The sequence below is a fragment of the Paenibacillus sp. FSL L8-0663 genome (assembly GCF_038008125.1).
GTDB classification, from domain to species: domain Bacteria; phylum Bacillota; class Bacilli; order Paenibacillales; family Paenibacillaceae; genus Paenibacillus; species Paenibacillus polymyxa_D.
This window is the reverse complement of the sequence record NZ_JBBOYM010000001.1, coordinates 4255803-4280683: the sequence shown is the minus strand read 5'-3', so window position 1 is coordinate 4280683 and position 24881 is coordinate 4255803. Positions and strand designations below refer to the sequence as shown.

The 24881-nt window shown below is 47.0% G+C and carries 18 protein-coding genes, 11 tRNA genes and 2 rRNA genes; 29 read left to right on the top strand and 2 right to left on the bottom strand.

The genetic code is table 11. The features are described 5' to 3' along the window. Nucleotides 1-110: 110 nt before the first annotated feature. The 21 genes from MKY75_RS18800 (at nt 111) to yajC (ending at nt 12460) form a co-directional block, all read left to right on the top strand. Nucleotides 111-3037: ribosomal RNA gene (locus MKY75_RS18800) — 23S ribosomal RNA — on the top strand. A gap of 152 nt (nt 3038-3189) precedes the next feature. Continuing rightward, a 5S ribosomal RNA gene (gene rrf / locus MKY75_RS18795) occupies nt 3190-3306 on the top strand. Between the two features lie 19 nt (nt 3307-3325). Then, nucleotides 3326-3401 (top strand) — tRNA-Asn (locus MKY75_RS18790). A gap of 3 nt (nt 3402-3404) precedes the next feature. Further along, nucleotides 3405-3496: transfer RNA gene (locus tag MKY75_RS18785), tRNA-Ser, on the top strand. 17 nt (nt 3497-3513) lie between these two features. Continuing rightward, nucleotides 3514-3585 (top strand) — tRNA-Glu (locus tag MKY75_RS18780). Nucleotides 3586-3595: 10 nt separating this feature from the next. Further along, nucleotides 3596-3671: transfer RNA gene (locus tag MKY75_RS18775), tRNA-Val, on the top strand. A gap of 29 nt (nt 3672-3700) precedes the next feature. Continuing rightward, nucleotides 3701-3777 (top strand) — tRNA-Met (locus MKY75_RS18770). Nucleotides 3778-3803: 26 nt separating this feature from the next. Then, nucleotides 3804-3880: transfer RNA gene (locus MKY75_RS18765), tRNA-Asp, on the top strand. A gap of 28 nt (nt 3881-3908) precedes the next feature. Beyond that, a tRNA-Lys gene (locus MKY75_RS18760) sits at nt 3909-3984 on the top strand. 35 nt (nt 3985-4019) lie between these two features. Beyond that, nucleotides 4020-4094, top strand: a tRNA-Gly gene (locus tag MKY75_RS18755). Between the two features lie 5 nt (nt 4095-4099). Further along, nucleotides 4100-4176, top strand: a tRNA-Arg gene (locus MKY75_RS18750). A 12-nt stretch (nt 4177-4188) separates the two neighbouring features. After that, a tRNA-Leu gene (locus MKY75_RS18745) sits at nt 4189-4268 on the top strand. 7 nt (nt 4269-4275) lie between these two features. Further along, a tRNA-Pro gene (locus MKY75_RS18740) sits at nt 4276-4349 on the top strand. A 115-nt stretch (nt 4350-4464) separates the two neighbouring features. Then, nucleotides 4465-5169 carry a BofC C-terminal domain-containing protein gene (locus tag MKY75_RS18735; RefSeq protein ID WP_340886235.1) on the top strand — a complete coding sequence of 235 codons (705 nt, stop codon included), beginning with the start codon at nt 4465-4467 and terminating at the stop codon, nt 5167-5169. A 229-nt stretch (nt 5170-5398) separates the two neighbouring features. Next, a complete protein-coding gene (gene ruvC, locus MKY75_RS18730; RefSeq protein WP_029514797.1) occupies nt 5399-5902 on the top strand; it encodes a crossover junction endodeoxyribonuclease RuvC in 504 nt (167 codons plus the stop codon). Next, on the top strand, nt 5899-6513 hold the full coding sequence (gene ruvA, locus MKY75_RS18725; protein WP_340886233.1) for a Holliday junction branch migration protein RuvA: 615 nt from the start codon (nt 5899-5901) through the stop codon (nt 6511-6513). The genes ruvC and ruvA overlap by 4 nt, the downstream gene beginning before the upstream one ends. A 50-nt stretch (nt 6514-6563) precedes the next feature. Continuing rightward, the gene (ruvB, locus tag MKY75_RS18720) at nt 6564-7571 is read left to right on the top strand and encodes a Holliday junction branch migration DNA helicase RuvB (protein WP_013372650.1); all 1008 of its coding nucleotides are present in this window, start codon (nt 6564-6566) and stop codon (nt 7569-7571) included. Nucleotides 7572-7800: 229 nt separating this feature from the next. Continuing rightward, the gene (locus MKY75_RS18715; protein ID WP_340886230.1) at nt 7801-9894 is read left to right on the top strand and encodes a SpoIID/LytB domain-containing protein; all 2094 of its coding nucleotides are present in this window, start codon (nt 7801-7803) and stop codon (nt 9892-9894) included. Between the two features lie 7 nt (nt 9895-9901). Next, entirely contained in the window at nt 9902-10930 is a 1029-nt protein-coding gene (gene queA, locus MKY75_RS18710; RefSeq protein ID WP_340886227.1) for a tRNA preQ1(34) S-adenosylmethionine ribosyltransferase-isomerase QueA, read from the top strand. A gap of 20 nt (nt 10931-10950) precedes the next feature. Continuing rightward, nucleotides 10951-12090: a tRNA guanosine(34) transglycosylase Tgt gene (gene tgt, locus MKY75_RS18705; protein ID WP_029514803.1), complete on the top strand. Its 1140-nt coding sequence runs from the start codon at nt 10951-10953 to the stop codon at nt 12088-12090. A gap of 34 nt (nt 12091-12124) precedes the next feature. Further along, nucleotides 12125-12460 (top strand): preprotein translocase subunit YajC, encoded by a 336-nt coding sequence (yajC, locus tag MKY75_RS18700; RefSeq protein ID WP_029514804.1) that lies wholly within the window; start codon nt 12125-12127, stop codon nt 12458-12460. An 87-nt stretch (nt 12461-12547) separates the two neighbouring features. Here the strand turns inward: yajC and MKY75_RS18695 are convergent, their stop codons facing one another. Further along, nucleotides 12548-12937, bottom strand: a complete 390-nt coding sequence (locus MKY75_RS18695; protein WP_039275026.1) for a TIGR04086 family membrane protein — start codon at nt 12935-12937, stop codon at nt 12548-12550. A 206-nt stretch (nt 12938-13143) separates the two neighbouring features. Between MKY75_RS18695 and MKY75_RS18690 the strand changes: the two genes are divergently transcribed. Further along, nucleotides 13144-13920, top strand: coding sequence for a DUF421 domain-containing protein (locus MKY75_RS18690; RefSeq protein WP_340886225.1), 777 nt, complete (start codon nt 13144-13146; stop codon nt 13918-13920). A gap of 5 nt (nt 13921-13925) precedes the next feature. Here MKY75_RS18690 and spoVB read toward each other — a convergent pair whose 3' ends face one another. Then, on the bottom strand, nt 13926-15500 hold the full coding sequence (spoVB, locus tag MKY75_RS18685) for a stage V sporulation protein B (protein ID WP_340886223.1): 1575 nt from the start codon (nt 15498-15500) through the stop codon (nt 13926-13928). Nucleotides 15501-15807: 307 nt separating this feature from the next. On the opposite strand from spoVB, the gene MKY75_RS18680 reads away from it, so the two are divergent. The 7 genes from MKY75_RS18680 to MKY75_RS18650 all read left to right on the top strand — a co-directional run bounded on the left by MKY75_RS18680 (nt 15808) and on the right by MKY75_RS18650 (nt 24767). Then, nucleotides 15808-16065 (top strand): post-transcriptional regulator, encoded by a 258-nt coding sequence (locus MKY75_RS18680; RefSeq protein ID WP_013311570.1) that lies wholly within the window; start codon nt 15808-15810, stop codon nt 16063-16065. A gap of 90 nt (nt 16066-16155) precedes the next feature. Beyond that, entirely contained in the window at nt 16156-17412 is a 1257-nt protein-coding gene (secD, locus tag MKY75_RS18675) for a protein translocase subunit SecD (RefSeq protein WP_039275022.1), read from the top strand. Further along, nucleotides 17402-18319, top strand: coding sequence for a protein translocase subunit SecF (gene secF / locus MKY75_RS18670; protein ID WP_051718082.1), 918 nt, complete (start codon nt 17402-17404; stop codon nt 18317-18319). Before secD ends, secF begins: the two co-directional genes overlap by 11 nt. A 199-nt stretch (nt 18320-18518) precedes the next feature. Then, nucleotides 18519-19475: a cation diffusion facilitator family transporter gene (locus MKY75_RS18665; RefSeq protein ID WP_165150829.1), complete on the top strand. Its 957-nt coding sequence runs from the start codon at nt 18519-18521 to the stop codon at nt 19473-19475. Nucleotides 19476-19508: 33 nt separating this feature from the next. Further along, nucleotides 19509-21905 (top strand): single-stranded-DNA-specific exonuclease RecJ, encoded by a 2397-nt coding sequence (gene recJ, locus MKY75_RS18660; protein WP_165150828.1) that lies wholly within the window; start codon nt 19509-19511, stop codon nt 21903-21905. A 69-nt stretch (nt 21906-21974) separates the two neighbouring features. Next, the gene (locus MKY75_RS18655) at nt 21975-22487 is read left to right on the top strand and encodes an adenine phosphoribosyltransferase (protein ID WP_029514814.1); all 513 of its coding nucleotides are present in this window, start codon (nt 21975-21977) and stop codon (nt 22485-22487) included. A gap of 222 nt (nt 22488-22709) precedes the next feature. Then, a complete protein-coding gene (locus tag MKY75_RS18650; RefSeq protein WP_340886221.1) occupies nt 22710-24767 on the top strand; it encodes a methyl-accepting chemotaxis protein in 2058 nt (685 codons plus the stop codon). Nucleotides 24768-24881: the final 114 nt, after the last annotated feature.

Sequence of the window (24881 nt, the reverse complement as noted above, 5' to 3'; positions counted from 1 at the left end):
AAGCTGATCTTGTGTAAACAAGTGAAATAAAGGTAGCTGCCTTGAATTTCATTCACACGTAAGTGTTGAACCGAAATTCAAAGCAAATCGTATTTACGATGTAAATACTAGGTTAAGCTACAAAGAGCACACGGAGGATGCCTAGGCGCCAGGAGCCGACGAAGGACGTGGCGAACAACGATAAGGCCTCGGGGAGCTGTAAGCAAGCTTTGATCCGGGGATGTCCGAATGGGGAAACCCGGCTGTCTTCATCGACAGTCACTACTCACTGAATTCATAGGTGAGTGAGAGGCAGACCAGGGGAACTGAAACATCTAAGTACCCTGAGGAAGAGAAAACAATAGTGATTCCGTCAGTAGCGGCGAGCGAACGCGGATTAGCCCAAACCAAGGAGCTTGCTCCTTGGGGTTGTGGGACGTCTCACATGGAGTTACAAAGGAACCGGTTAGATGAAGAGGTCTGGAAAGGCCCGCCAGAGAAGGTAAAAGCCCTGTAGTTCAAAACTTGTTCCCTCCGAGACGGATCCCGAGTAGTGCGGGGCACGTGAAACCCCGTATGAATCCGGCAGGACCATCTGCCAAGGCTAAATACTCCCTGGCGACCGATAGTGAAGCAGTACCGTGAGGGAAAGGTGAAAAGCACCCCGGAAGGGGAGTGAAATAGATCCTGAAACCGTGTGCTTACAAGAAGTCAGAGCCCGATCTAGGGGTGATGGCGTGCCTTTTGTAGAATGAACCGGCGAGTTACGTTCCCGTGCAAGGTTAAGGTGAAGAGCTGAAGCCGCAGCGAAAGCGAGTCTGAATAGGGCGATTTGAGTACGTGGACGTAGACCCGAAACCGGGTGATCTACCCCTGTCCAGGGTGAAGGTGCGGTAACACGCACTGGAGGCCCGAACCCACGCATGTTGAAAAATGCGGGGATGAGGTGGGGGTAGCGGAGAAATTCCAATCGAACCCGGAGATAGCTGGTTCTCCCCGAAATAGCTTTAGGGCTAGCCTCGGAAAGAAGAATCGTGGAGGTAGAGCACTGATTGGGTGCGGGGCCCGCAAGGGTTACCAAGCTCAGTCAAACTCCGAATGCCATAGATTTAGTTCCGGGAGTCAGACAGTGAGTGCTAAGATCCATTGTCGAAAGGGAAACAGCCCAGACCATCAGCTAAGGTCCCCAAGTGTGTGTTAAGTGGGAAAGGATGTGGAGTTGCACAGACAACCAGGATGTTGGCTTAGAAGCAGCCACCATTGAAAGAGTGCGTAATAGCTCACTGGTCGAGTGACTCTGCGCCGAAAATGTAACGGGGCTAAACACACCACCGAAGCTATGGCTTGATGCTTGCATCAGGGGTAGGGGAGCGTTGAATGCGGGTTGAAGGTGTACCGTAAGGAGCGCTGGACTGCATTCAAGTGAGAATGCCGGTATGAGTAACGAAAAGATCTGTGAGAATCAGATCCGCCGAAAGCCTAAGGGTTCCTGAGGAAGGTTCGTCCGCTCAGGGTAAGTCGGGACCTAAGGCGAGGCCGATAGGCGTAGTCGAAGGACAACAGGTCGAAATTCCTGTACCACCGTAATCCGCTATGAGCGATGGGGTGACGCAGTAGGGTAGTGACGCGGACTGATGGATGTCCGTCTAAGCAGTGAGGCTGGTGTGTAGGCAAATCCGCACATCGTTAAGGCTGGGCTGTGATGGGGAGCGAAAATTGTAGTAGCGAAGGTCATGATCTCAGACTGCCAAGAAAAGCCTCTAGCCAGGAGAAGGTGCCCGTACCGCAAACCGACACAGGTAGGCGAGAAGAGAATTCTAAGGCGCGCGGAAGAACTCTCGTTAAGGAACTCGGCAAAATGACCCCGTAACTTCGGGAGAAGGGGTGCCTCGGTAGGGTGAATAGCCCGAGGGGGCCGCAGTGAAAAGGCCCAAGCGACTGTTTAGCAAAAACACAGGTCTGTGCGAAGCCGCAAGGCGAAGTATACGGGCTGACGCCTGCCCGGTGCTGGAAGGTTAAGGGGAGTGGTAAGCCTTCGGGCGAAGCTATGAACCGAAGCCCCAGTAAACGGCGGCCGTAACTATAACGGTCCTAAGGTAGCGAAATTCCTTGTCAGGTAAATTCTGACCCGCACGAATGGCGTAACGACTTGGGCGCTGTCTCAACGAGAGATCCGGTGAAATTTTAATACCTGTGAAGATGCAGGTTACCCGCGACAAGACGGAAAGACCCCATGGAGCTTTACTGCAGCTTGATATTGAATTTGGGTACGATCTGTACAGGATAGGTGGGAGCCGTCGAACTTTGAGCGCCAGCTTGAAGGGAGGCATCCTTGGGATACCACCCTGATCGTATCTAGGTTCTAACTTGGTACCGTAAACCGGTGCGAGGACAGTGTCAGGTGGGCAGTTTGACTGGGGCGGTCGCCTCCTAAAGAGTAACGGAGGCGCCCCAAGGTTCCCTCAGAATGGTTGGAAATCATTCGAAGAGTGCAAAGGCAGAAGGGAGCTTGACTGCGAGACCTACAAGTCGAGCAGGGACGAAAGTCGGGCTTAGTGATCCGGTGGTACCGCATGGAAGGGCCATCGCTCAACGGATAAAAGCTACCCTGGGGATAACAGGCTTATCTCCCCCAAGAGTCCACATCGACGGGGAGGTTTGGCACCTCGATGTCGGCTCATCGCATCCTGGGGCTGAAGTAGGTCCCAAGGGTTGGGCTGTTCGCCCATTAAAGCGGTACGCGAGCTGGGTTCAGAACGTCGTGAGACAGTTCGGTCCCTATCTGTCGTGGGCGTAGGAAATTTGAGAGGAGCTGTCCTTAGTACGAGAGGACCGGGATGGACGTACCGCTGGTGTACCAGTTGTTCCGCCAGGAGCACCGCTGGGTAGCTATGTACGGAAGGGATAAGCGCTGAAAGCATCTAAGCGTGAAGCCCCCCTCAAGATGAGATTTCCCAGTATGTAAGACCCCTTGAAGACGACGAGGTAGATAGGTTGGGGGTGGAAGTGCAGTAATGCATGGAGCTGACCAATACTAATCGGTCGAGGGCTTATCCTAAGAATAAAACGCAAATGAGTTTCGGATCCAGTTTTCAGGGTGTAACCTTGAAGGTATGTACAAGTGACATACGACAAGCGCATGGCTATTCATTCACACAATAAGTGATGAACCGAATAACCTTACGGAAGAATTTGCATAGCAAATTCATGTTTGGTGGCGATAGCGGAGGGGTTCCACACGTACCCATCCCGAACACGACCGTTAAGCCCTCCAGCGCCGATGGTACTTGGACCGCAGGGTCCTGGGAGAGTAGGACGTCGCCAAGCAGAGCTTTATGATTATTATTCCCTGATAGCTCAGTTGGTAGAGCACTCGACTGTTAATCGAGTTGTCACAGGTTCGAGTCCTGTTCGGGGAGCCATATGGAGAGGTGTCCGAGTTGGCCGAAGGAGCACGATTGGAAATCGTGTAGGCGCCAAAAGCGTCTCGAGGGTTCGAATCCCTCTCTCTCCGCCATAATTATTTTATTGTATGGCCCGTTGGTCAAGGGGTTAAGACACCTCCCTTTCACGGAGGTAACAGGGGTTCGAATCCCCTACGGGTCATAAGTAGTATGGAGGCTTAGCTCAGCTGGGAGAGCATCTGCCTTACAAGCAGAGGGTCGGGGGTTCGAGCCCCTCAGCCTCCACCATTTATTTAAATAGCAGTCCCTAATATTATCGCGGGGTGGAGCAGTTCGGTAGCTCGTCGGGCTCATAACCCGAAGGTCGCAGGTTCAAATCCTGCCCCCGCAACCAATTAACTTTTGAATGTAAACTGCTATGGAACTGTGGTGTAGAGGCCTAACATGCCTGCCTGTCACGCAGGAGATCGCGGGTTCGAATCCCGTCAGTTCCGCCATTTTCACAAAGTTATGTTACCCTGTTGGGAGCCATTAGCTCAGTTGGTAGAGCACCTGACTTTTAATCAGGGTGTCGAAGGTTCGAGTCCTTCATGGCTCACCATTCATGCACTTATATGTCATGGATATAATGATATTGCGGACGTGGCTCAGCGGTAGAGCATCGCCTTGCCAAGGCGAGGGTCGCGGGTTCGATTCCCGTCGTCCGCTCCATATTTGCGCCCTTAGCTCAGCTGGATAGAGCGTTTGACTACGAATCAAAAGGCCGGGAGTTCGAATCTCTCAGGGCGCGCCATTAACTTCATAAGCCGGTGTGGCGGAATTGGCAGACGCGCGCGACTCAAAATCGTGAGGGAAACCGTGGAGGTTCGAGTCCTCTCACCGGCATGTATTTCGGGATGTAGCTCAGCTTGGTAGAGCACCTGGTTTGGGACCAGGGGGTCGCATGTTCAAATCGTGTCATCCCGATTCAAAAGGAAAGTCGCTGGAAGCAGCGGCTTTTTTGTTATATTAATTATCTTTTTGTATAAATCAGTAATCGCCAGGTCACACTAACACAAAAAGTGGGACGGAAGGGATTACTGTGAAGCGATTAAGTTGGAAAAAACAGATGAAACGGCGCTGGAAACAGTGGAGAAGAACAGTGTGGGCCTGTAGCATTTTGGGCGCGGCTTGTTTGCTGGCAGGGTTGGGTATTCTGTTATCGAATTATATGCAGGCTATGTTGTCACAGCCACTCGCTACTACCGTCATGGCAGAGGAGGGCATGGAGGAGGCTTCACATCTCGGTCCAACTGAAGATCACTCCTCACATATGCAACTATTACAAAGTATTCGTGCTTCCGGTATAAGCAGGAAGACCCGTCTGTTAACCACCTACGTATGTGGTACGGAAACACTTTCCTTGGGAACGCTAAGTTCACAGCAGCTAGAGACCTTACTGAAGCAACATTCCGATTGGAAGGGACGACTTAATACCAAAGGAGAGGTGTGGCTGGAACGCAGGGTGGAAGACTTGTCAGAGTCATGCAAAGAGCGTGGATACATGGGTTTGAGCACTGACGGCCAGCTTACATTGTATGAAGGACTGCCTAAAAGAGAAAAAGTTATCCGCACTTTTTTTCAATTGGATGTGGGTTCCATGGAGACGGCCTTGCCAGAAGGGGTGTATAAACAACTTCAGCAGGGAATCCGTGTACAGGATATAAATGAGTATAACAGTGTAATTTCCACTTTTAGTGACTTTGCCGTGGAGCGAACACAAAGGGTATTAAAACAGCACTATTGATTACAACTGCGAGACGTTAGGCTTTGCCCATGAGGTGAGGCTTGAAGCGTCTCTTTTTATGTTTTTACTCATGTTTAAATTTTTTCCTCTATTAGATACAAAGTTTTGTTATAATGAAAAGAACGACACATATGTTCGCTTTATATGGTATTTGGCTTTTGAGTATATTCAGGATAACGTTGACTATTGGTTAGTTACGCCATGATTGAGCGATAGAGGAGAGATTTTTTTGCGTTTTCTAGGAATTGATCCGGGTATTGCTATTGTGGGCTTCGGGTTTGTAGACAAGATTGGCAGTAAAGTGGTGCCTGTACAGTATGGCTGCATCCAGACGGAGGCTCATACACCGGAAGAAGAAAGGCTGCTTCATGTGTATGAAGGCATGTTGCAATTAATAGATAAATATAAGCCTGATGCAGTAGCACTGGAGAAGCTCTTTTTTAATCGCAACGTTACAACCGCTATGTCTGTAAGTCAGGCACGTGGGGTGCTGGTGCTGGCTGCAAAACAACGTAATTTGCCTATAGGTGAATACACGCCGATGCAGGTAAAGCAGGCTATTGTAGGGTATGGTAAGGCTGAGAAGAAACAGGTACAAGAAATGGTTAGAATGTTTCTAAAGCTTCAAACTGTGCCGAAACCGGACGATGTAGCGGATGCTTTGGCGGTGGCTATTTGTCATGCGCACTCCTATGGACTAAATTCAAAATTAAATGAGGTATTGCGAAAATGATAGATTTCTTGCGTGGTTCTGTGGCCCATTTGGAAAATGAATATGTCGTTTTAGATGTACAGGGTGTAGGGTACCGGGTATTTTGTCCGAATCCTTACGCGTTCGCCAAAACTGAAGGTCCAGTGGTTGTTTATATTCACCATCATGTAAGGGAAGATGCTATTTTACTGTTCGGTTTTGCGACCCGTGAGGAGCAGCAGCTATTCCGTAAACTGATTGATGTATCTGGTATTGGACCGCGTGTTGCGCTTGGTATTTTAGGAGGCGGTACGCCTGCTCATGTGGTAACGGCGATTTATCAGGAGAATATCACATTTCTCACCAAGTTACCGGGGATCGGTAAAAAGACGGCACAACGTATGATTCTGGATTTGAAAGACAAGCTGGACGGTATTGGCTCGTTGGGGATGGCAACCGGATTGTTTGCTGAGCCTGTCGTAGAAGAAGGCGAAGGTTCATATTGGGGCGAGGCCCGTGAGGCGCTCAAGGCCCTCGGTTATACTGATACTGAGTTGGATAAGGTATGGAGCAGAATGAAGAAAGATGCAAAACCTGATGAATCTGCCGATATTTTGATGAAGCGGGCTTTGCAACTGTTGTTTGCCGGATAGGACGCGGATGTCCGTTAACAAGTGTCTGGTGAAAAGAGGAGCGATGGAATATGGATGACCGGATTATTTCCGCCAATTTGATGATGGAAGACCAGACGGCGGAGCTAAGCCTTCGCCCCCGTTATCTAAATGAATATATCGGGCAAAATCAGGTTAAGGAAAATCTGAAAGTATATATTGAAGCGGCCAAAATGCGTAAAGAAGCGTTGGACCATGTACTGTTGTACGGACCGCCTGGGTTGGGTAAAACAACTCTTGCTAACATTATTGCCAATGAGTTGGGGGTTAATCTGCGTACGACTTCAGGTCCTGCAATTGAAAGACCGGGAGATTTGGCAGCATTGCTGACCAATCTTCAAGAGGGTGATGTTTTGTTCATTGATGAGATTCATCGCCTTCATCGTACGGTGGAAGAAGTCATGTATCCGGCGATGGAGGATTTTGCGCTGGATATTATGATTGGTAAAGGCCCGAGTGCACGCTCAGTCCGTCTGGATTTGCCACCCTTTACACTTATAGGGGCCACTACGCGCGCTGGGCTGCTCTCTGCGCCATTGCGTGACCGGTTTGGTGTTATTAGTCGATTAGAGTTTTATACGACAGACGAGCTGGCTTACATTGTGTCTAGGAACGCGGATATTATGGAGATTGAAATTGTCGGGGATGCGGCGGAGGAAATCGCATTGCGTTCACGGGGGACACCGCGTATTGCCAACCGACTATTAAAAAGGGTGCGTGATTTTGCCCAGGTTGCCGGAGACGGAATTATCCATTCTGAGTTGGCTGCAGAGGCACTAAAGAGACTTCAAATAGATCCTCTCGGGCTGGATGAAATTGATCATAAAATGCTTAAGGCCATGATTCATTCATTCCGGGGCGGACCTGTAGGATTGGACACAATTGCTGCAACCATTGGTGAAGAGAGTCAGACTATTGAGGACGTGTATGAACCCTATTTGTTACAAATTGGTCTTTTACAAAGAACACCTCGGGGACGAACAGTGACTCCGGCGGCATATGCCCACCTTGGAATCCCCATGCCAACGGATCCACGGTGATTAGGAAACATGATGCACTTTTAAAAAAAATCATTGCATGGTTACATGCAAGTATGGTGAATACGATATCGGCTGACGGATGACTGAGGAAATGAGAGTATAAGTAAGATTTTGGCGGGTTTACATTTTGGCTTATTCCGCCGATGTATTTAAAGGGACAGACAAGGATCGAGAGCCCGATAAATTACGCAAATATAAGTGCTAGGCAGCTAGATTGGGGGAGCCAGAAATGAGTGGAAAAGCATTTAACCGAGAAAGTATTTTCGGTGCATGGATGGGCCGGGCCAAACGAGCAGCAGCGATTATGGTATTAGCTACAGTGTGCATACCTTGGTCTTCGGGCGTTCACGCTGCCGCCGCCCAAGAGGATATTCGTGTAGTGATTTTTGCGGATCTAGGTAGCAAATATAAAGCGACAGTCCCCGCTGTAACCTTGAAATCATCAGGAGGTCTGAGTGTTGGACAGAACAGTGGAGGCAGCTTTCAAACTTGGATGGGACTGCCAGACAGTACAGCTCGTTTTAGTGTAGACAGCTATCGGGTGAAGGTACTTGAAGGAAATGAAGCAGCGGCGATAAAAGCGGCGCAAGCCCTGCAAAAGACTAATGATAAACCTACGGTTTTTATCGGTTCAAAAAATGGTAGCTCTGTGTATCAAGTGTACGCGGGAATATATGCTAGTGAACAGTCTGCGCAGGCTGCTGTACAGCGGATTTCCTCGGCAACCGGAGCGCAGGCCGAGGTGAAGGGAAACAAGCATTGGTCCACTGGAAGCTACGGAAGCGAGCAGGAAGCTAATCTCGTTCGAACGACAATTGCTGCGGCGGGCTTTGATGCTTTTACTGTGATTCAATCAAGAGGTCAGTATGCTGTGTGGGTTGGAGAAGAAAGTAATGACAGCAAGCTGTTGGCTTTGAAAACTGAGTTGGAGAGCAAGCAACCGAGACTCACGCTGTCTAAAGTTAATGCTACTCAAACCGGCCTCATTATAAGACAGGAAGCAGGAGTCACGACTGGCTCGCAGGTGATGTCTCATTACAAACTAAGTGGTTCTGATAATAGCAAGGTAATTGTCAGCGGTGGTAATGATGGAATACAAGTGATGGAAAGATCACAGCGTATATATCGCGGCGAGATGGAGATTGGCATGACGTCAGGTCAGCTGGCGCTTGTGAACGAAGTTCCTTTGGAGCAGTATTTGTATTCCGTGGTAGGAGCAGAGGTCTATTCCTCATGGCCAGATGAAGCGCTCAAGGCTCAAGCGGTAGCGGCTCGTAGCTACGCGCTTGCCCAAGGCAATCGGTTTCAGATCGGCAATGTGGTAGACGGCACGTTAAGCCAGGCTTACAACGGTAAGAGCTCGGAACATGCCAATGTCAATGAGGCTGTAGATGCAACAGCTGGTGAAGTCATTAAAAGTGGCGGCAAAGTGGTCGAAGCTGTATTTTCATCTAATGCGGGCGGTGTGACAGCAGATGCTTCTGAGGTGTGGAACATTGGTGGCGAAGCCTTTGCCAGCGTAGACAGCTCAGGGGATACTTCGGCGCAAAAAGGAGCACAGGAATGGTATCATGTACTTCTCTCCAGTGGCAAGACAGGGTATATTCGTGAGGATAATGCTAAGGAACTGGAGGGTGTCACAGAAGCGGGGTTAGACAAAATCACCGTCACTGCGGAAAATACAAATGTGCGTCCTATTCCCCAAATTCAATCGACGGTTACACCAATAGCCAAGGCGCAGCCGGGTGAAGAGATCATTGTATTAGAAAAGGTGCCTCAGTCCGGAGACTATGCATGGGTGAGGGGGCCCTTTACGTCAGCTCAGCTTGCTAAATCCCTGCAAGGAAAAGTAACGGGTACAGTGCCTTCCTCTATTAATCACCTCGATGTCACCAAACGTGGTCCATCAGGGCGAGTGTTGGAGGTTGAAGCGAACGGATCCCCTTTGAAAGTGAAGTATCCGGATATGTTTCGCTCAGCAATGGGCGGACTCCCGAGCACACTGTTTGATATTGCGAGTACCGGAAGTTATACTGTATTAGGCGCTGATGGGGCCACTTCTCATGTAAGTGGTACACAAGGCACTCAAATCCTGTCCGCATCTGGCAGCAGTACTTCAAGTGGTAACGGGGTGATCGTCATGAATGAAGATCGTCATGCACGAGTCATTGACAAAACACAAAGCTTTATTTTTACAGGTAAAGGAAATGGTCATGGTTTGGGCTTATCCCAATGGGGTGCCAATGGTTTGGCCGAGCAGGGGTATGATTACAAGAAAATTTTGCAACACTATTATAAAAATGTGGATATAGTTAAGGACTGACCAATATATGAACGTAAACGACTACGATTTTGAACTGCCTGAAACATTAATTGCACAGACGCCCTTGCTTGATCGGAGCGCTTCCAGATTACTGACATTAAACAAAAATAACGGTGAAGTGGGCCATCATACGTTTTCGGATATTGTGCAGTATCTCCAACCAGGGGATACGTTGGTATTAAACGATACGAGAGTGATTCCTGCACGCTTGTTTGGCATCAAGGAAGACACGGGAGCTAAGGCTGAGGTTTTGTTGCTTAAGCAACTGCAAGGGGACCGATGGGAAGCATTGGTGAAACCTGGTAAAAAGCTGAAAAAGGGTGCTGTTATCGTTTTCGGTGATGAGCTGAAAGCAGTAATTGAGGAAGAAGGAGATATGGGCGGAAGGGTACTGTCATTTTCATATGACGGTATTTTCCAGGAGATATTGGACCGCTTGGGCCAAATGCCGCTTCCGCCGTATATCAAGGAACAACTGGATGACCGCGAGCGCTATCAGACCGTTTATGCTCGGCATGAAGGTTCGGCTGCGGCTCCAACGGCAGGGCTGCACTTTACAGAAGAATTGCTGGACCAGATTAAAAAGAAGGGCGTTACCGTTGCCTTTATCACACTTCATGTTGGCTTAGGGACGTTCAGACCGATGTCTGTGGATACGATTGAAGAGCATGTAATGCATGAAGAATACTATTCATTGTCACAGGAAACAGCCGATGTACTCAATGAAACCAAGGCGTGCGGTGGAAGAGTCGTGGCGGTGGGGACGACCAGTTGCCGGACGCTGGAGACGGTGGGTAATAAATTTGGTGATGGAGTATTAGAGGCCAGTAGTGGCTGGACACAGATTTTTATTTATCCAGGTTATGAATTCCGTGTGGTGGATGCGATGATTACGAATTTTCATTTGCCCAAATCCACCTTGGTTATGCTGGTCAGCGCACTGGCGGGCAGGGAGAATATTATGCATGCTTACCAGGAGGCGATTGACCGACAATATCGGTTTTTCAGCTTCGGGGATGCAATGTTTATTTATTAATTAAGGATGGTAGAGAAAATATGGCACCAGCAATAAGATACGAACATATCAAAACCTGCAAGCAATCGGGAGCCCGTCTCGGGCGTGTACACACTCCTCACGGAGTTATTGAGACACCAACCTTTATGCCTGTGGGAACTCAAGCGACTGTTAAAACGATGAGTCCTGAGGAACTGAAAGCGATGGATGCTCAAATTATTTTGAGTAACACGTACCATTTGTTTCTTCGTCCTGGCCACGATATTATTCGTGAAGCGGGTGGACTGCACAAGTTTATGAATTGGGATCGCCCTATTTTAACGGACAGCGGCGGATTCCAGGTGTTTTCTTTAAGTGAAATGCGCAAGATTTCAGAGGAGGGTGTTCATTTTCGCTCTCATTTAAATGGAGATAAAAAGTTTCTTTCGCCTGAAGTGGCGATGGAAATTCAAAACTCGCTTGGCTCAGATATTATGATGGCCTTCGATGAATGTCCGCCGTTTCCGGCTGAATATGAGTATGTGAAAAAGTCATTGGAACGCACCAGCCGTTGGGCTGAGCGTTGTCTAGAGGCACACGCGCGTCCTCATGATCAAGGTCTGTTTGCCATTGTTCAGGGAGGCATGCATGAAGATCTGCGCAGGCAAAGCGCTGCGGATTTGACTTCCATGGATTTCCCGGGGTATGCTATTGGTGGACTGAGCGTAGGTGAACCGAAACATTTGATGTATGAAGTGCTCGATTATACGGTTCCTCTGCTTCCCACCAACAAGCCACGTTATTTGATGGGCGTGGGTTCGCCTGATGCTTTGATTGAAGGCTCTATCCGTGGTGTGGATATGTTCGATTGTGTACTTCCAACCCGAATTGCTCGCAATGGGACAACGATGACCAGCCAAGGTCGTCTTGTCGTTCGCAATGCCCAATATGCAAGTGATTTTGGCCCGCTCGATCCCGCTTGTGATTGTTATACCTGTCGCAATTATTCACGTGCTTACTTGCGACATTTGATTAAAGCGGATGAAACCTTCGGGCTCCGACTGACAACGTATCATAACTTGCATTTCTTAATACAATTGATGCGTAATGTCAGACAAGCGATTATGGATGACAGGCTGCTTGATTTCCGAGATGAATTTTTTGAGCAGTACGGTCTTCATGATAATGATAAAGGATTTTAAGTTTTAGGGAGAGTATACGAAAGGGGGATTTAACATGTTTCATTTTGCTACAGCCGCTGCTACACCCGGTGGAACTGGCGGACTTTTTCAAATGATCTGGCCACTGGCTCTGATGTTTGTAATCTTCTATTTCTTGCTGATTCGCCCGAATCAGAAAAAACAAAAGCAACGTCAAACGATGCTTCAAGCTTTGAAAAAGGGAGATAAAGTCATTACAATCGGAGGTCTTCACGGTACAATTATGGAGATTACGGATGATGTAGTAGTTTTGCGTGTGAATGATGTCACGAAGCTGACCTTTGACCGCAGTGCAATCAGCAACGCGATTGCAAAAGACACGGCATCTGAGGAAGTTGTTTCCAAATCGTAAAATGCTGGTGACCGTTATACAAAAACCGAGCCTTTGAGGAGGCTCGGTTTTTTGTGTTGTTTTATTACATGGGTACAAACATTTTGATTACTTGCTGAGATTAATGCCAAACATCCCACCACCTGCGCCTATGACAAACGCGAAACCTAAGTGTAACAGGTCCTTGCCGACCATGCCCGCATCCAATGCCAGAAAACCGACCAGCAGAACGATTAGTCCATACAGGATACCTGTAATACCGCCTTGATACCAGCCTTTGTTTGCTGATCTTTTACCGGCGACGAAGCCACCAGATAGCATGGCGAATGCATGGACGATGTACGTATACAATGATAAGTCCTGTTCCTGCATCTGTGTCAGCCACAAGAGTAGTGAAAGAATCAATGCGCCAAGCAGCATCCATGCAAAAGCATAGAATAAGCCGGATAAAATAGGATGGGCCAGACGAAACGAACACCAGCGGCGAATGAGCTCCATTGATAATTCCTCCTGTACCAAGGTTTGAACTATTATCATTCTATGGCCAAGCCTCACGGCTTAGTACCAAGTCGCAAGCAGTCTTTCTCTTTATTTCAATAATTTAGCCTTTTGTTTTTTGTATGAGCCAAGTGAGGAACGGTCAGAATACGTGTACAATGAACGACTCATGTCTTATTGCAAGTACAGGGGAGGAGGCGAACATATTGAGTCACGATATTTTTGCTCATATTTTTCGGACGCTGCTCATGTATTTTATTGTATATCTGGTGATGCGCTTGATGGGTAAAAGGGAGATCGGTAAATTGTCTGTTTTCGATCTCGTCATATCCATTATGATTGCAGAAATTGCTGTATTCAGTCTGGAGGACATAAAACGTCCACTTTACGAAGGATTGATTCCTTTAGGAGTGCTGTTAATTTTGCAAATTGGGATTTCCTATTTCAGTCTGAAAAGTCGGCGACTGCGCTTACTATTTGATGGTAGGCCCAGTGTATTGTACTCTAATGGACAATTAAACAAGGACGAAATGGTGAAACAACGTTACAATTTGGATGACTTGCTGTTACAACTTCGTGAACAAAATATAGAAAGTCTGGACGAAGTTGAATATGTTATTTTGGAAACGACAGGTAAGCTAACGGTTATAGGTAAGGATGATAACGATGGAGTGGAACACGAAAAAATGAAGCAGGAATTAAACGGAACAGATTTGGCAAACAAAGAGCTACAGGTGGATAAAGTCCATCCTTCTCCACAAATCGGTGGAAAGTTTAGATATGAGGGACTGCCTATTCCATTAATCATGGATGGCAAAGTGCTGGATCGAAATTTGGAACGGATGGATATGAACCGTTTTTGGCTTAAAAATCAAATTCAAGCGAAGGGACACAAAGATTTTAAGGATGTTTTTTTATGCTCAATTAACCATAGAGGTGATGTGTACATTACACCACCGGCCTATGGAAAATCTTCGGATTAGATTTCTTATGCTTTAAACCATCTTCTCAGGATTGGAATGCGTGTAAGGTTGTCCCAATCAATCATTTTGATCAAGGTCATCAGGAAAAGGTACAGAATAATTCCCAAGCCTGCGGCAAAAATAAATTGGAGCCACAATTGGTCGAACATCGTTAAATGTCTGTAGGTATATAACACTGCTGCTGCCATGATGATCATGCCTATCCCGGTCTTCCAGAAATCGAGCAAACGTACGCGGAAGCGAAGTAGCCTGCTGACACTGAAGCCATGAAGGAGAGTAACAATGGCACTGTTAATACAAATGGCGATGACAGCTCCGTAGATACCGTACTGAGGTTGGGATGCAAGCCAGACGATCAGCACAATTTTGATAACGGCTCCGATAAAGGTATTTAATAAGGCACTTCCAGGACGGTCTAACGCCTGAAGTGCTGCCTGAAGCGGGGCCTGAATGTACATAAAAAGAGCAAAAGGTGCCATGAGCTTAAGCATTCCTGCAATATCGCCATTATTGTAGAGTAGCAGACACAGAGGTTCCGCCAATACATACATGATCACGGCAAATGGGGCTCCTGCAACCAAAGCGAGCCGAAGCGATTGATGTAGACGTTTGTGAATGGCTATAATATGCCCCTTAGCCGCTGCTTCGGATAACGAAGGAACGAGTGAAACAGCTAATGAACTGGTCAGAACCCCAGGTAGTAATAACACAGGAATGACCATGCCCTGCATGGCTCCATATTGTGCGGTTGCCACGCCAGTTGCAATGCCTGCTACGGCAAGGCTGCGCATGCACAAGATAGATTCGAGCAAATAGGATAAGGAACCGACAAGCCTTCCAGCAGTCACGGGAACGGATATAGACATAAGACGTGACAAAACAGATGATTGCTCGGGATAAACCTCAGAGGAGGGGCCAGGCGAATTCGGCTGAAGGATGCGATCTTTTCGCTGGTTACACACGTATTGCCATAGAAGCACAATCATGCCAATGAATTCGCCCGCCAGAGCACCGAGCATGGCACCTGCAGCAGCGTAGGCTACCCCATGGGGAAGTAACAAGTAAGCAAACCAAATGACACAAAAAATGCGCATAACGGTCTCGGCAATCGAGGAACTAGCGGAAGGAATCATATTTTGCTTTCCCTGAAAATAGCCCCTATAAGCTGAAGAAACAGCTACAATGACAATCATTGGGCTCATGCTCACGAATGTATAATACACGCGGCTGTCGGTCAGAAGATGGCTTGTGATCCAAGGCGCGAACACAAGACAGAGCACCATGGCGATCAGACTGAGTGTAATGGTGAAGCGCAGGCTGGTGTGCAAAATACGCCGCGACATTTCGGGCTGTCCCGCCGTTTCGGCTTCGGCTACTAGCTTGGCTACCGCAAGAGGGATTCCCCCTGTAATAAGCGTCACCAGAACGATAAAAAAGGGATACCCCTGTTGGTACAAGCCAACTCCTTCGGGGCCGATGATACGTGGGAGTGCGATTCGGGGAATAAAACCTAGTATCCGGTTGATAATTCCTGCTGCCAATAAAATAATTGCTCCATGGATGAATGTCTGCTTTTTCAATCGCAACTCCCTCTTCCCCAAAATGTAATTCTGCGTCTATACATTACTTTAGAAGATATGCTGGACCTGTCCATCTTCATGACAAGCTTTTCCGTTCAGAAACAAAGTGATTTAGACAACAAGAGGGAGAGTGGTGAATTCTGCTATTGACGAGCGAAATGATTGCATATATTGTTGATTTAAGGCTATTTTCAACGAGAAGAAGGGTTTTCCAGGATCAGGACAGAAATGTTCTACAAAGCAGTCAATAACCCCGCTAATTGCTGATCTGCGGAACCGGTAGTCGCTGGGAGGAGGAACGGCCATCGTGGGTATGGAAGAGCTGGATGAGCAGGATTGGGATGACGCAATTGAGATGCTTTGTCAAAGTAAGGCGGACGAGTTGATTCTCGTAGGCTATGAGCATGTCACAAGTAAGGACGTGTGGAATTGCGTCAGCCATAAATATGAAAAGGAGGGTATTCCTCCGCTGCACAAGCTCGTTAACGATATACTTTCCCTTAAAGCGACGAGCTTTATGAACTATTTGACTATGTCCGCATTACGGGGCTCCACTTTCGAATAGAAGGGGGTCTTTTTTTGCGTTCAAATTGACTGCTTTTTGAGGGGTAGCTATAATAGGAATATTGAGAATGAAAGGGGAACATGGGACGGAATGAAGAGAATTCTAAGTTTCATCGTGGTCGTGCTCATAACTACTGGTGTTATGATCGGGACAAGCCCGGGCCTACTGAACAGTTTAAAATTAGGCCTCGATTTAAAGGGAGGCTTTGAAATTTTATATGAAGCCCAGCCTTTGGAAGCCGGGCAGAGTGTAACCAGACAGTCTCTTATACAAACAGCTCAAAGTCTGGAGAGACGGATTAATGCGCTCGGTACGACTGAGCCGGAAGTAACAACAGAGGGGAGCAACCGTATTCGCGTGCGGCTTGCTGGTGTCACTAATGAGGCAGAAGTTCGCTCCATGCTGAAAAAGCCTGCAGAATTAACGTTTCGCAGTGCAACGGCAGCAGATGCTAAGAAGCCAGGTCAATACAGCAAAATTGAGCTCCGCGGTAATGATTTTGTGGAGAATGGCGCTGTTGTAGGCTATGATCAGCTGAATCAACCTGAGATTAGTATCAAAGTCAAGGACAAAGCTAAATTTGCAGAAATCACAAAGCGGCTTCTGAATAAAGAATTAGCTATTTTCCTTGATCAGGAATTGCTGTCTGCACCCACAGTGCGTGGGGAATTAACGGACGGTAGCGCGTCAATCACAGGTAGCTACACTCGTGATGAAGCGAATAAACTGGCGGATACGATTAATCTGGGTGCCCTTCCGCTCAAACTGACGGAAAAATATTCTCAGAGTGTAGGTGCTACGCTGGGTCAATTGTCACTGGATCAGACGATTCGTGCTGGATTGATCGGCTCGATCATTATTCTGGTATTTATGATTGCAATGTTCCGTGTACCGGGATTAGTGGCCAGTTTCTGTCTCATCGTTCATACCTGGGTAGTGCTTGCGATTTTCTACTTGGGTGGATTTGTACTCACACTCCCAGGTATCGCCGCCTTTGTGCTCGGGATCGGGATGGCGGTCGATGCCAACATCATTACGTATGAACGGATTAAAGAAGAAATCAAGTCAGGCAAAACGATTCGTTCTTCTGTCATTGCAGGTAGTAAGGCTTCGTTCCGTACCGTTATGGATGCCAATGTTACGACAATTATAGCGGCAGCGGTTATGTTTGGTCTGGGAACAGGCTCCGTTCGAGGATTCGCTTTGGTGCTCATCGTTGATATTGTCACCAGTATTTTGACGAATATCTTCTTCTCCCGCTTCTTACTCAATCTGCTGGTTAAAGCGGATGCTGTGAAGAAGGCCAAGTATTTTGGTGTGAAGGAGAGTGATATCAGTGCGCTTTAATTGGAACTTGAAATATATTAAGATGAGCAAGTGGTTTTACACGTTCTCAATTATTATCACACTGCTTGGTATTCTAAGCTTGTCAATATTCGGCTTGAATTACGGGGTAGACTTTCGTTCCGGTTCCAATGTGGATGTCAATTTGACTAAGGTTGTTACACAGGAACAGATCCAAACTTTGCTGGACAAGCAGAAAATCGGTAAAGAGGTAGATTATACACCGGGGAAAGAGCGTTTTGGCATTCGCTTCTCACAGGTTTTGACGGATCAGCAAGTGAATGATTTTAAGATTTCTTTTAATAAACAGCTGGATCCGAAGGCTTCCTTTGAGGTCAATACAGTGGATACGGAAATGGCGCAAGAACTAGAACGAAATGCGTTATGGGCGATTTTATTGGCTTCTGTGGCTATCGCTATTTATATCTCAATCCGTTTTGAATGGCGGTTTGCCGTTGCAGCAATTGTTTCGTTGTTGCATGATGCCTTCCTCGTCATCAGTATTTTCTCGATTTTCCGGCTTGAGGTGGATTTGACCTTTATTACGGCAATTCTGACGATTGTTGGTTTCTCCATTAATGACACCGTCGTTATTTTTGACCGTATTCGGGAAAATCTACGATTTGCGAAGAAGAAGTCCAGGGACGACTTAGAGCAGGTAGTTGATCACAGTATTGCGCAGACAATGACTCGGTCACTTGCAACCGTGTTTACGGTGTTTATTGCCTCCGTATGTTTGTTCATATTTGGCGGCGAATCGATCCGTATGTTCTCACTTGCAATGGTCATTGGTTTGTTGTTTGGTGCTTATTCCTCCATTTTCATTGCCAGCCCGCTGTGGGTGGCATTGAAAGGAAAACAAAAATCTCCGACAGCTGGCGGGGGCGCGGCCAAAACTGCAAAGTCTTAAGTTACGCAAATACCAGTAGTATAAATTAAAGAGAAAGCCGCGTCTGCTTGGGCGCGGTTTTCTAAGGTTTTAAGATTTACCTTAAGTAAGGCTCAGTAGTGGCACTTAAATGTGAATGGTTTTTGATTTTGAGAAATTCGGTTATTTTAGATTGAGCTTTATTGGGAAAGGGTTAGTTCAGGATTGAGGGGGAAACGTTGTGAATAGCGAACGCAGCCGATCATTGGAAACTGCGGCGTTGAGCGGGATTGTAGGTAATCTCGCGCTGGCTGTTCTAAAGGGAGCCGTCGGTTATGCGGCAAACAGCAAGGCGTTGTTGGGAGATGCACTGCACACGGCTGCAGATAGTGCTTCCCGTTTGCAGGAGCTTCTGTGTTCCAAGGGTGCTACAGGGCACGGAATGCTGGCACGGTTGCGAAACGGTGAAAAGGTTCGAACGGTCATATCTGTGGTACTGGCTATTTTAGTGCTGATGAGCGGTCTTCAGCTAGCTATCTCGGCTGTTCGTTCATTAAGCAGTTCGGAACCGCAGGCACCCGGTCTGTATGCATTAATTACCGTATTTATTGCGTTGGTATTGAGAGAAGCGCTATTTCAGTTTCAATATCGCTACTCGATTAAACATGGTCATAAAGAGGAAGCAGATCGGTACGCAAACCATGAACGTTACTCGCTGTATGCATCGTTGATTGCATTGATTGGCATGATCGGCGCAATGACTGGCGAAGCAATGGAATGGCCTGCATTATTATATCTTGATCCAACCGCAGCTTTGCTCGTAGCCTGTCTGGTGCTGCGTAAAGGATATTTGATGGTAATGAATACCGCTTACCAGGTTCCTGCGCAGCCCTTGCAGGAGGAAGACTCCCGACGCTTTATGGAGACGATTCAACGGGTGTATGGTATTGTAACGGTTGAACACTTACATGCCCAGGAAACAGGGCATTTCATAACAGTGGATGTAACGATAAGTGTGAACCCGCGGATTACGGTACAGGAAGCGCAGGAAATCGCCGATCGAGCCAAAAATTTACTGTTAGCCCGTTTTCCACAGGTGACCCATGTACAAATGAAGTTCATTTCTTATCAAGCCGGATATCCATACAAATCCAATCATGAACTGCCAGATAATGATGTGTCGTCGTTGCTTCAATAGGGCAGGACGACTATGAAAGAAAGGTGAATAGGATTGCTTCATTCGCAGTACAGATGGAAGACCCCAGAGGCTAACCTGGAAGCGGCTCAGCTGTTGACAGAGGAACTGGGGATTTCACCATTGTTGTCCCGGCTTTTAGTGAACCGGGGCGTCACTACCGCCGGGGAAGCAAACCGCTTTTTGTACGGAAGTGTGGACGATGTACACGACCCTTTTTTGCTTCTTGGTATGGAAGAGGCTGTGCCGAGAATTCGTCAGGCTCTGGAACGTGGCGAGCATATATTAATCTATGGAGATTATGATGCGGACGGCGTATCCAGTACATCATTGATGATTCAGCTCATGCGTTTTCTAAAGGCTTCCTATGATATTTATATTCCTCATCGTTCTAACGAGGGATATGGTCTGCATAACCATGCCCTTGATTGGGCACATCAGCAGGGAGTTACACTGGTCATTACGGTAGATACGGGAATTAGTGCAGTAGAGCAAATTGCTTATGCAACTTCCTTGGGGATAGACGTTATTGTGACGGACCATCATGAGCCGCCTGCAGTACTTCCCGAGGCATATACTTTGATTAATCCGAAGCTCCCCGGTTGCCCATACCCATTTAAAGGTCTTGCAGGTGTTGGTGTTGCCCTGAAGCTCGCTCAGGCGCTGTTGGGTGAAGTGCCGGAGGAATGGTTTGAAATCGCCGCTATTGGCACGGTAGCCGATCTGATGCCACTACATGGTGAAAATCGGACGATGGTACGCAGAGGGATTCAATCCATGAGAAACTCTGCTTTTCCGGGGATTCGTGCGTTGCTCCATGTAGCGGGCGTAGATATATCTACAGTGACTTCAGTCAACATCGCATTTGCCTTGGCTCCGCGGATTAATGCCAGCGGGCGTCTGGATCATGCAGGACGAGCCGTTTCTTTGCTAACGACAGAAAAAGAGGAAGAAGCAGACCAACTTGCGCATGCGCTGGACCTGCTCAATCGTGAGCGTCAACAGGTGGTTGAACGTATTGTGGAGCAAGCCGAGCAACAATTGGCATCCAAACTGAATGGAGGCAAGCTACCGTCAGTTATTGTGTTGGCTGGTGAAGGCTGGAATGTCGGCGTTGTCGGAATTGTGGCATCCAAGCTGTTGGATCGCTATTATCGACCGACCATTATTCTGGGTATAGATGCTGAGACAGGTATGTGCAAAGGTTCCGCCCGTTCTATTCCTGCATTGGATATTTACAGTGCTCTTACGGACAGCCATGAGCTTATGGAGCATTTTGGTGGTCATCCTTCGGCAGCGGGTATGACGCTGTCCTCTGATAATCTGGAATTGTTTGAAGAGCAGCTGAACCGCTATGCGGGTTCCATTTTGACACCAGACGATCTCATTCCTGTAGCTGAGGCTGATATGGTCTGTCGTTTGGACAAGGTATCTTTGCAAGTGGTTGAAGAACTGGAGTTGCTTCAGCCTTTTGGTATGGGGAATCCATCTCCACGATTCGTATTACAGGGTCTGCAATTGCGCGAGGCTCGTAAAATGGGACGTGAGAAAAATCATGTGAAGCTCCTGCTGGAGCAGAACGGTTTATCGCTGGACGCGATTGCCTTTCGTCGTGGCGATTTGGCTGATTTTTTACAGCAAGAAACGGAGATAGATCTGCTGGGTGAATTGTCAATTAACGAATGGAACGGTAAAAGGTCTCTCCAGCTCATGATGCAGGACATTCGAGTGCAGGCGCCGCAAATTTTTGATTATCGTGGAGTGTCGGACCCTTTTGCCGAATTAGAACGGGGACTGAAGATCTTTCATCCACGCATAGAGGAAAGAAAGAAAGACGTTGCGGTGTTGATCCACCCTTCTTCTAGGCTTCGTCCATCGAGCTCCGTGGACACTGAATCCTTATGGTTATACGATAAAGACGGCAGTGTTATTCCCAGTGATGGTCAAAGAGATGCACAGCACTCTGTGAAGTCGTTATTCGTACTGGAGCCACCGGATACACCGGATCAGTTCCAGGCATTATGGTCTACCTTTGAAAATGTAGAAAACGTATTTCTCCTTCATTCGGTCAGTGAGCGTGGCGGTCGTCTCGTAAGCCCAGACAGAGAGCTGTTCAAGCGCATTTACGTTGTGCTTTCCCGATTGGGAACACAGCCTATTGATGAAAAGGCAATGCTGCCTGCTCTTAGCCGACAGTGTTCCTGTTCAGTACGCATGTTATCCAAAGTATTGGACATCTTCGAAGAGCTTGAGTTTATGACGCGTACAGATGGTCAATTCCGTTTTGTATCCAATCCGCCCAAGCGGGATTTAACTGCTTCTCCGCGCTATCAGGAATTATATAATATGGCTGAAATGGAGCGGTATTTGCTGGATGCGGACACCACCCAGATGACGAGCTGGATTATGTCGCTTATGAAGGGTGCGTCTTGAGATACTATTTCGTAATTTATGTTGTAAAATGTATATACTAATTTGAAGTTTACAGTAGGAGGAACTAAGTTGGACTACAAAGAATATATTCGGGTGATTTCCGATTTTCCACAACCAGGGATTAGTTTTAAAGACATTACAACCCTAATGAAAAATGGTGAACTGTACCGCAAGGCTATCAACGATATGAAGGAATTGGTATCGGATTTAAAAATTGATTTGATTGCAGGTCCAGAAGCACGTGGATTCGTTATCGGTGCGCCTCTGGCTTATGCGCTTGGCGTTGGTTTTATTCCGATCCGTAAAAGTGGCAAGCTCCCTGGAGAAACCATTGAGGAAGCATACGGTTTGGAGTATGGTAAAGATACGCTGGCGATGCATAAGGATGCTATAGAGCCTGGCCAAAATGTTTTGATTGCTGATGACCTGCTTGCTACAGGTGGAACTATTGCTACATCCGTGAACTTGGTACGCCAGCTTGGTGGCAATGTGGCAGGGGCTGCTTTTCTTATCGAGCTGTCTGATCTAAACGGTCGGGCGAAACTGCCTGATGTAGATGTATTCACTCTGATTACGTATTAAGTATTTCGAAACCTGGGTTTCCCGGGAAATAATTATGAACGGGTCGCCTAAATAGTCCGATGGAACATCTCTTTATCTAAAGAGTTGCTCCATCGGGCTATTTTGTTTAGAAGCGTTTTAGGTGTGACTTTGTTTGATTGGTGCAAATTACCACTGTTTTTATTGGGAATAGTTATAAAAAATTTAAAATAAATGTCGATAAATAATTAAAAAGGAGCAGAGGTGGTCATATTGGGTTTATTTCGATTTAAGAGTTTACAGGCACGGACATTTTCTACCTTGATTCCGCTTGTACTTATAACGCTGATTTTAATCAGCTTTTTGTCTTATTTTTTTGCCAAGCAGAAGCTAGATACGGAAATAAGCCAAAATGCTGCTCATTCCTTGTCGAGGGTTAAAACGGATATTGCAGCTAACGTAGATCGTCATGCTTTACTTGTTTCGATGCTGACTAAGAGTGCGGAACAACTGGGAGCAGGAATGAACATTGAGGGTTATGGACGTTTTTTTGAACAAGAGTTGGCTTTAAATGATATGTCATACGGGTTGGGCATTTATTTTGCTAAAGGTGCGTATGATCCGGGAGTGACTTACCGTTCCATATATGTGCATAGAGATGGCCAGCTAGTGAAGCAAACGATTGAATATGATGATCCACAATATGACTACTTAACACAGCCATGGTATACAGAAGCCGTGGAACGTGGTAAGGAAATAAATTTTACGGAGCCTTTTTACGATAGCAGACTGAAAGTCAATATGATTACTGCAGGGAAAGCATTTTATGACAGGGAAGGGAAGCTGTTAGGTGTCATTACTGGCGACCTGAATATGACAAACATTCAAACGTTTATTGAAAAAATGAAGTTTGGTGCTAACGGTAGTGCGATCTTGATGGATAAGAATGGAGCCATTTTGTCATCCGGTCTTCCGTCCTTAAAAGCAGGCGAGCCGTTAACAAAAACGATGAATGCGGAAGCAGCACAATCTATTCAAAGTGGTACGTCCGGACAACTATCCGTACCCATTGATAGTGAGGACTACCGGATAATGTACGAAACACTCCCACAAACCGGATGGAAAATCGGCGTATTACTGCCAGAATCCGATTTGAACCACTCTGCGAACGAAATGCTTAAACTTCTTCTTATTGTTAGTGTTATAGGCATCTTGCTAATTATGGGAGCGTTATTAATTAACAATTCAGGTATGATCAAAGAGATTAAAAAAATTATGCAGATAACCAATCGTATGGCTCATGGGGATTACAGCGTTGAACTAACACAACAACGTAAGGATGAATTTGGCCAAATGGCTGACGGGATCAATAAGGTGATTGCGGCAACCAGAGGAATGGCATCACGTTTGAGCGAAGAGTCAGATGTTATCTCAGGCGTATCTATAAAAATTTCCCAAGAGATTTCTGGGGCTACTAAAGATGCGCAGCATAATGCAGGAGAACTGGCACAGGTGAAGGAAGGAGCCGAGCTTCAATTGGTCGCAGCAGCAGAGAGTGCGACTGCGATGGAAGAAATGGCTGTTGGCATACAGCGTATTGCTGAATCTATCCAGCATGTATCCGAGGCTACCACTGAGATTGAACATAAGGCACAACAAGGAAATGAACGGTTGACCGTGGTCAACCAAGGAATGCATAAAGCGAAAATATCTATGGATGAGGCAGGCAGGGTAGTAAGCTCATTGAATGAGCGGTCCGCCCAAATTGGCAGCATAATTGGAATGATTCAGGAAATTAGTGGGCAGACCAAGTTGCTATCACTGAATGCTTCCATTGAAGCCGCACGTGCAGGGGAGCATGGCCGAGGGTTCGCTGTGGTGGCTTCAGAAATCGGCAAGCTGGCTGTAAACGTGAGCGAGTCTGCGGAACAAATTACGAGTCGAATCCGATCCATGCAGGAAGAAACCAAATTAGCTTTGGAAGGAATGCAGCAGGGTGCTCTGGAGATGGATGAAGGAGTATCTATTTTACTTGAGGTGGAAGAACGTTTTATTGCGATGAATCAAGATATTCAGCAGGTGGCGATAGAAGTGCAGGAGGTTTCATCTGCCTCAGAAGAAATGTCGGCAGGTTCAGAGGAAGTTGCAGCCTCTATTGGATATCTTGCAGACATTGCGAAAGCTTCAGCTAAACGTACAGAGCAAGCCTCGGAACGATCCGAACGGCAGCTTAAGGATCTGGAAGGTATGGACAGCTCTGTCAAGACACTTACAGGTGTCTCTGATACGCTTAATCAGGTCGTATCTCGCTTTCGTGTGTGATATCTTTAGAAAAAAAGGCAGTGCATAAAAAAAACGTCGCTCCATGAGATATGGATCTTTACACGCTTGTCTATACAGCCTGAGCGTGTTGATCCATAACTAACATGGAGCGGC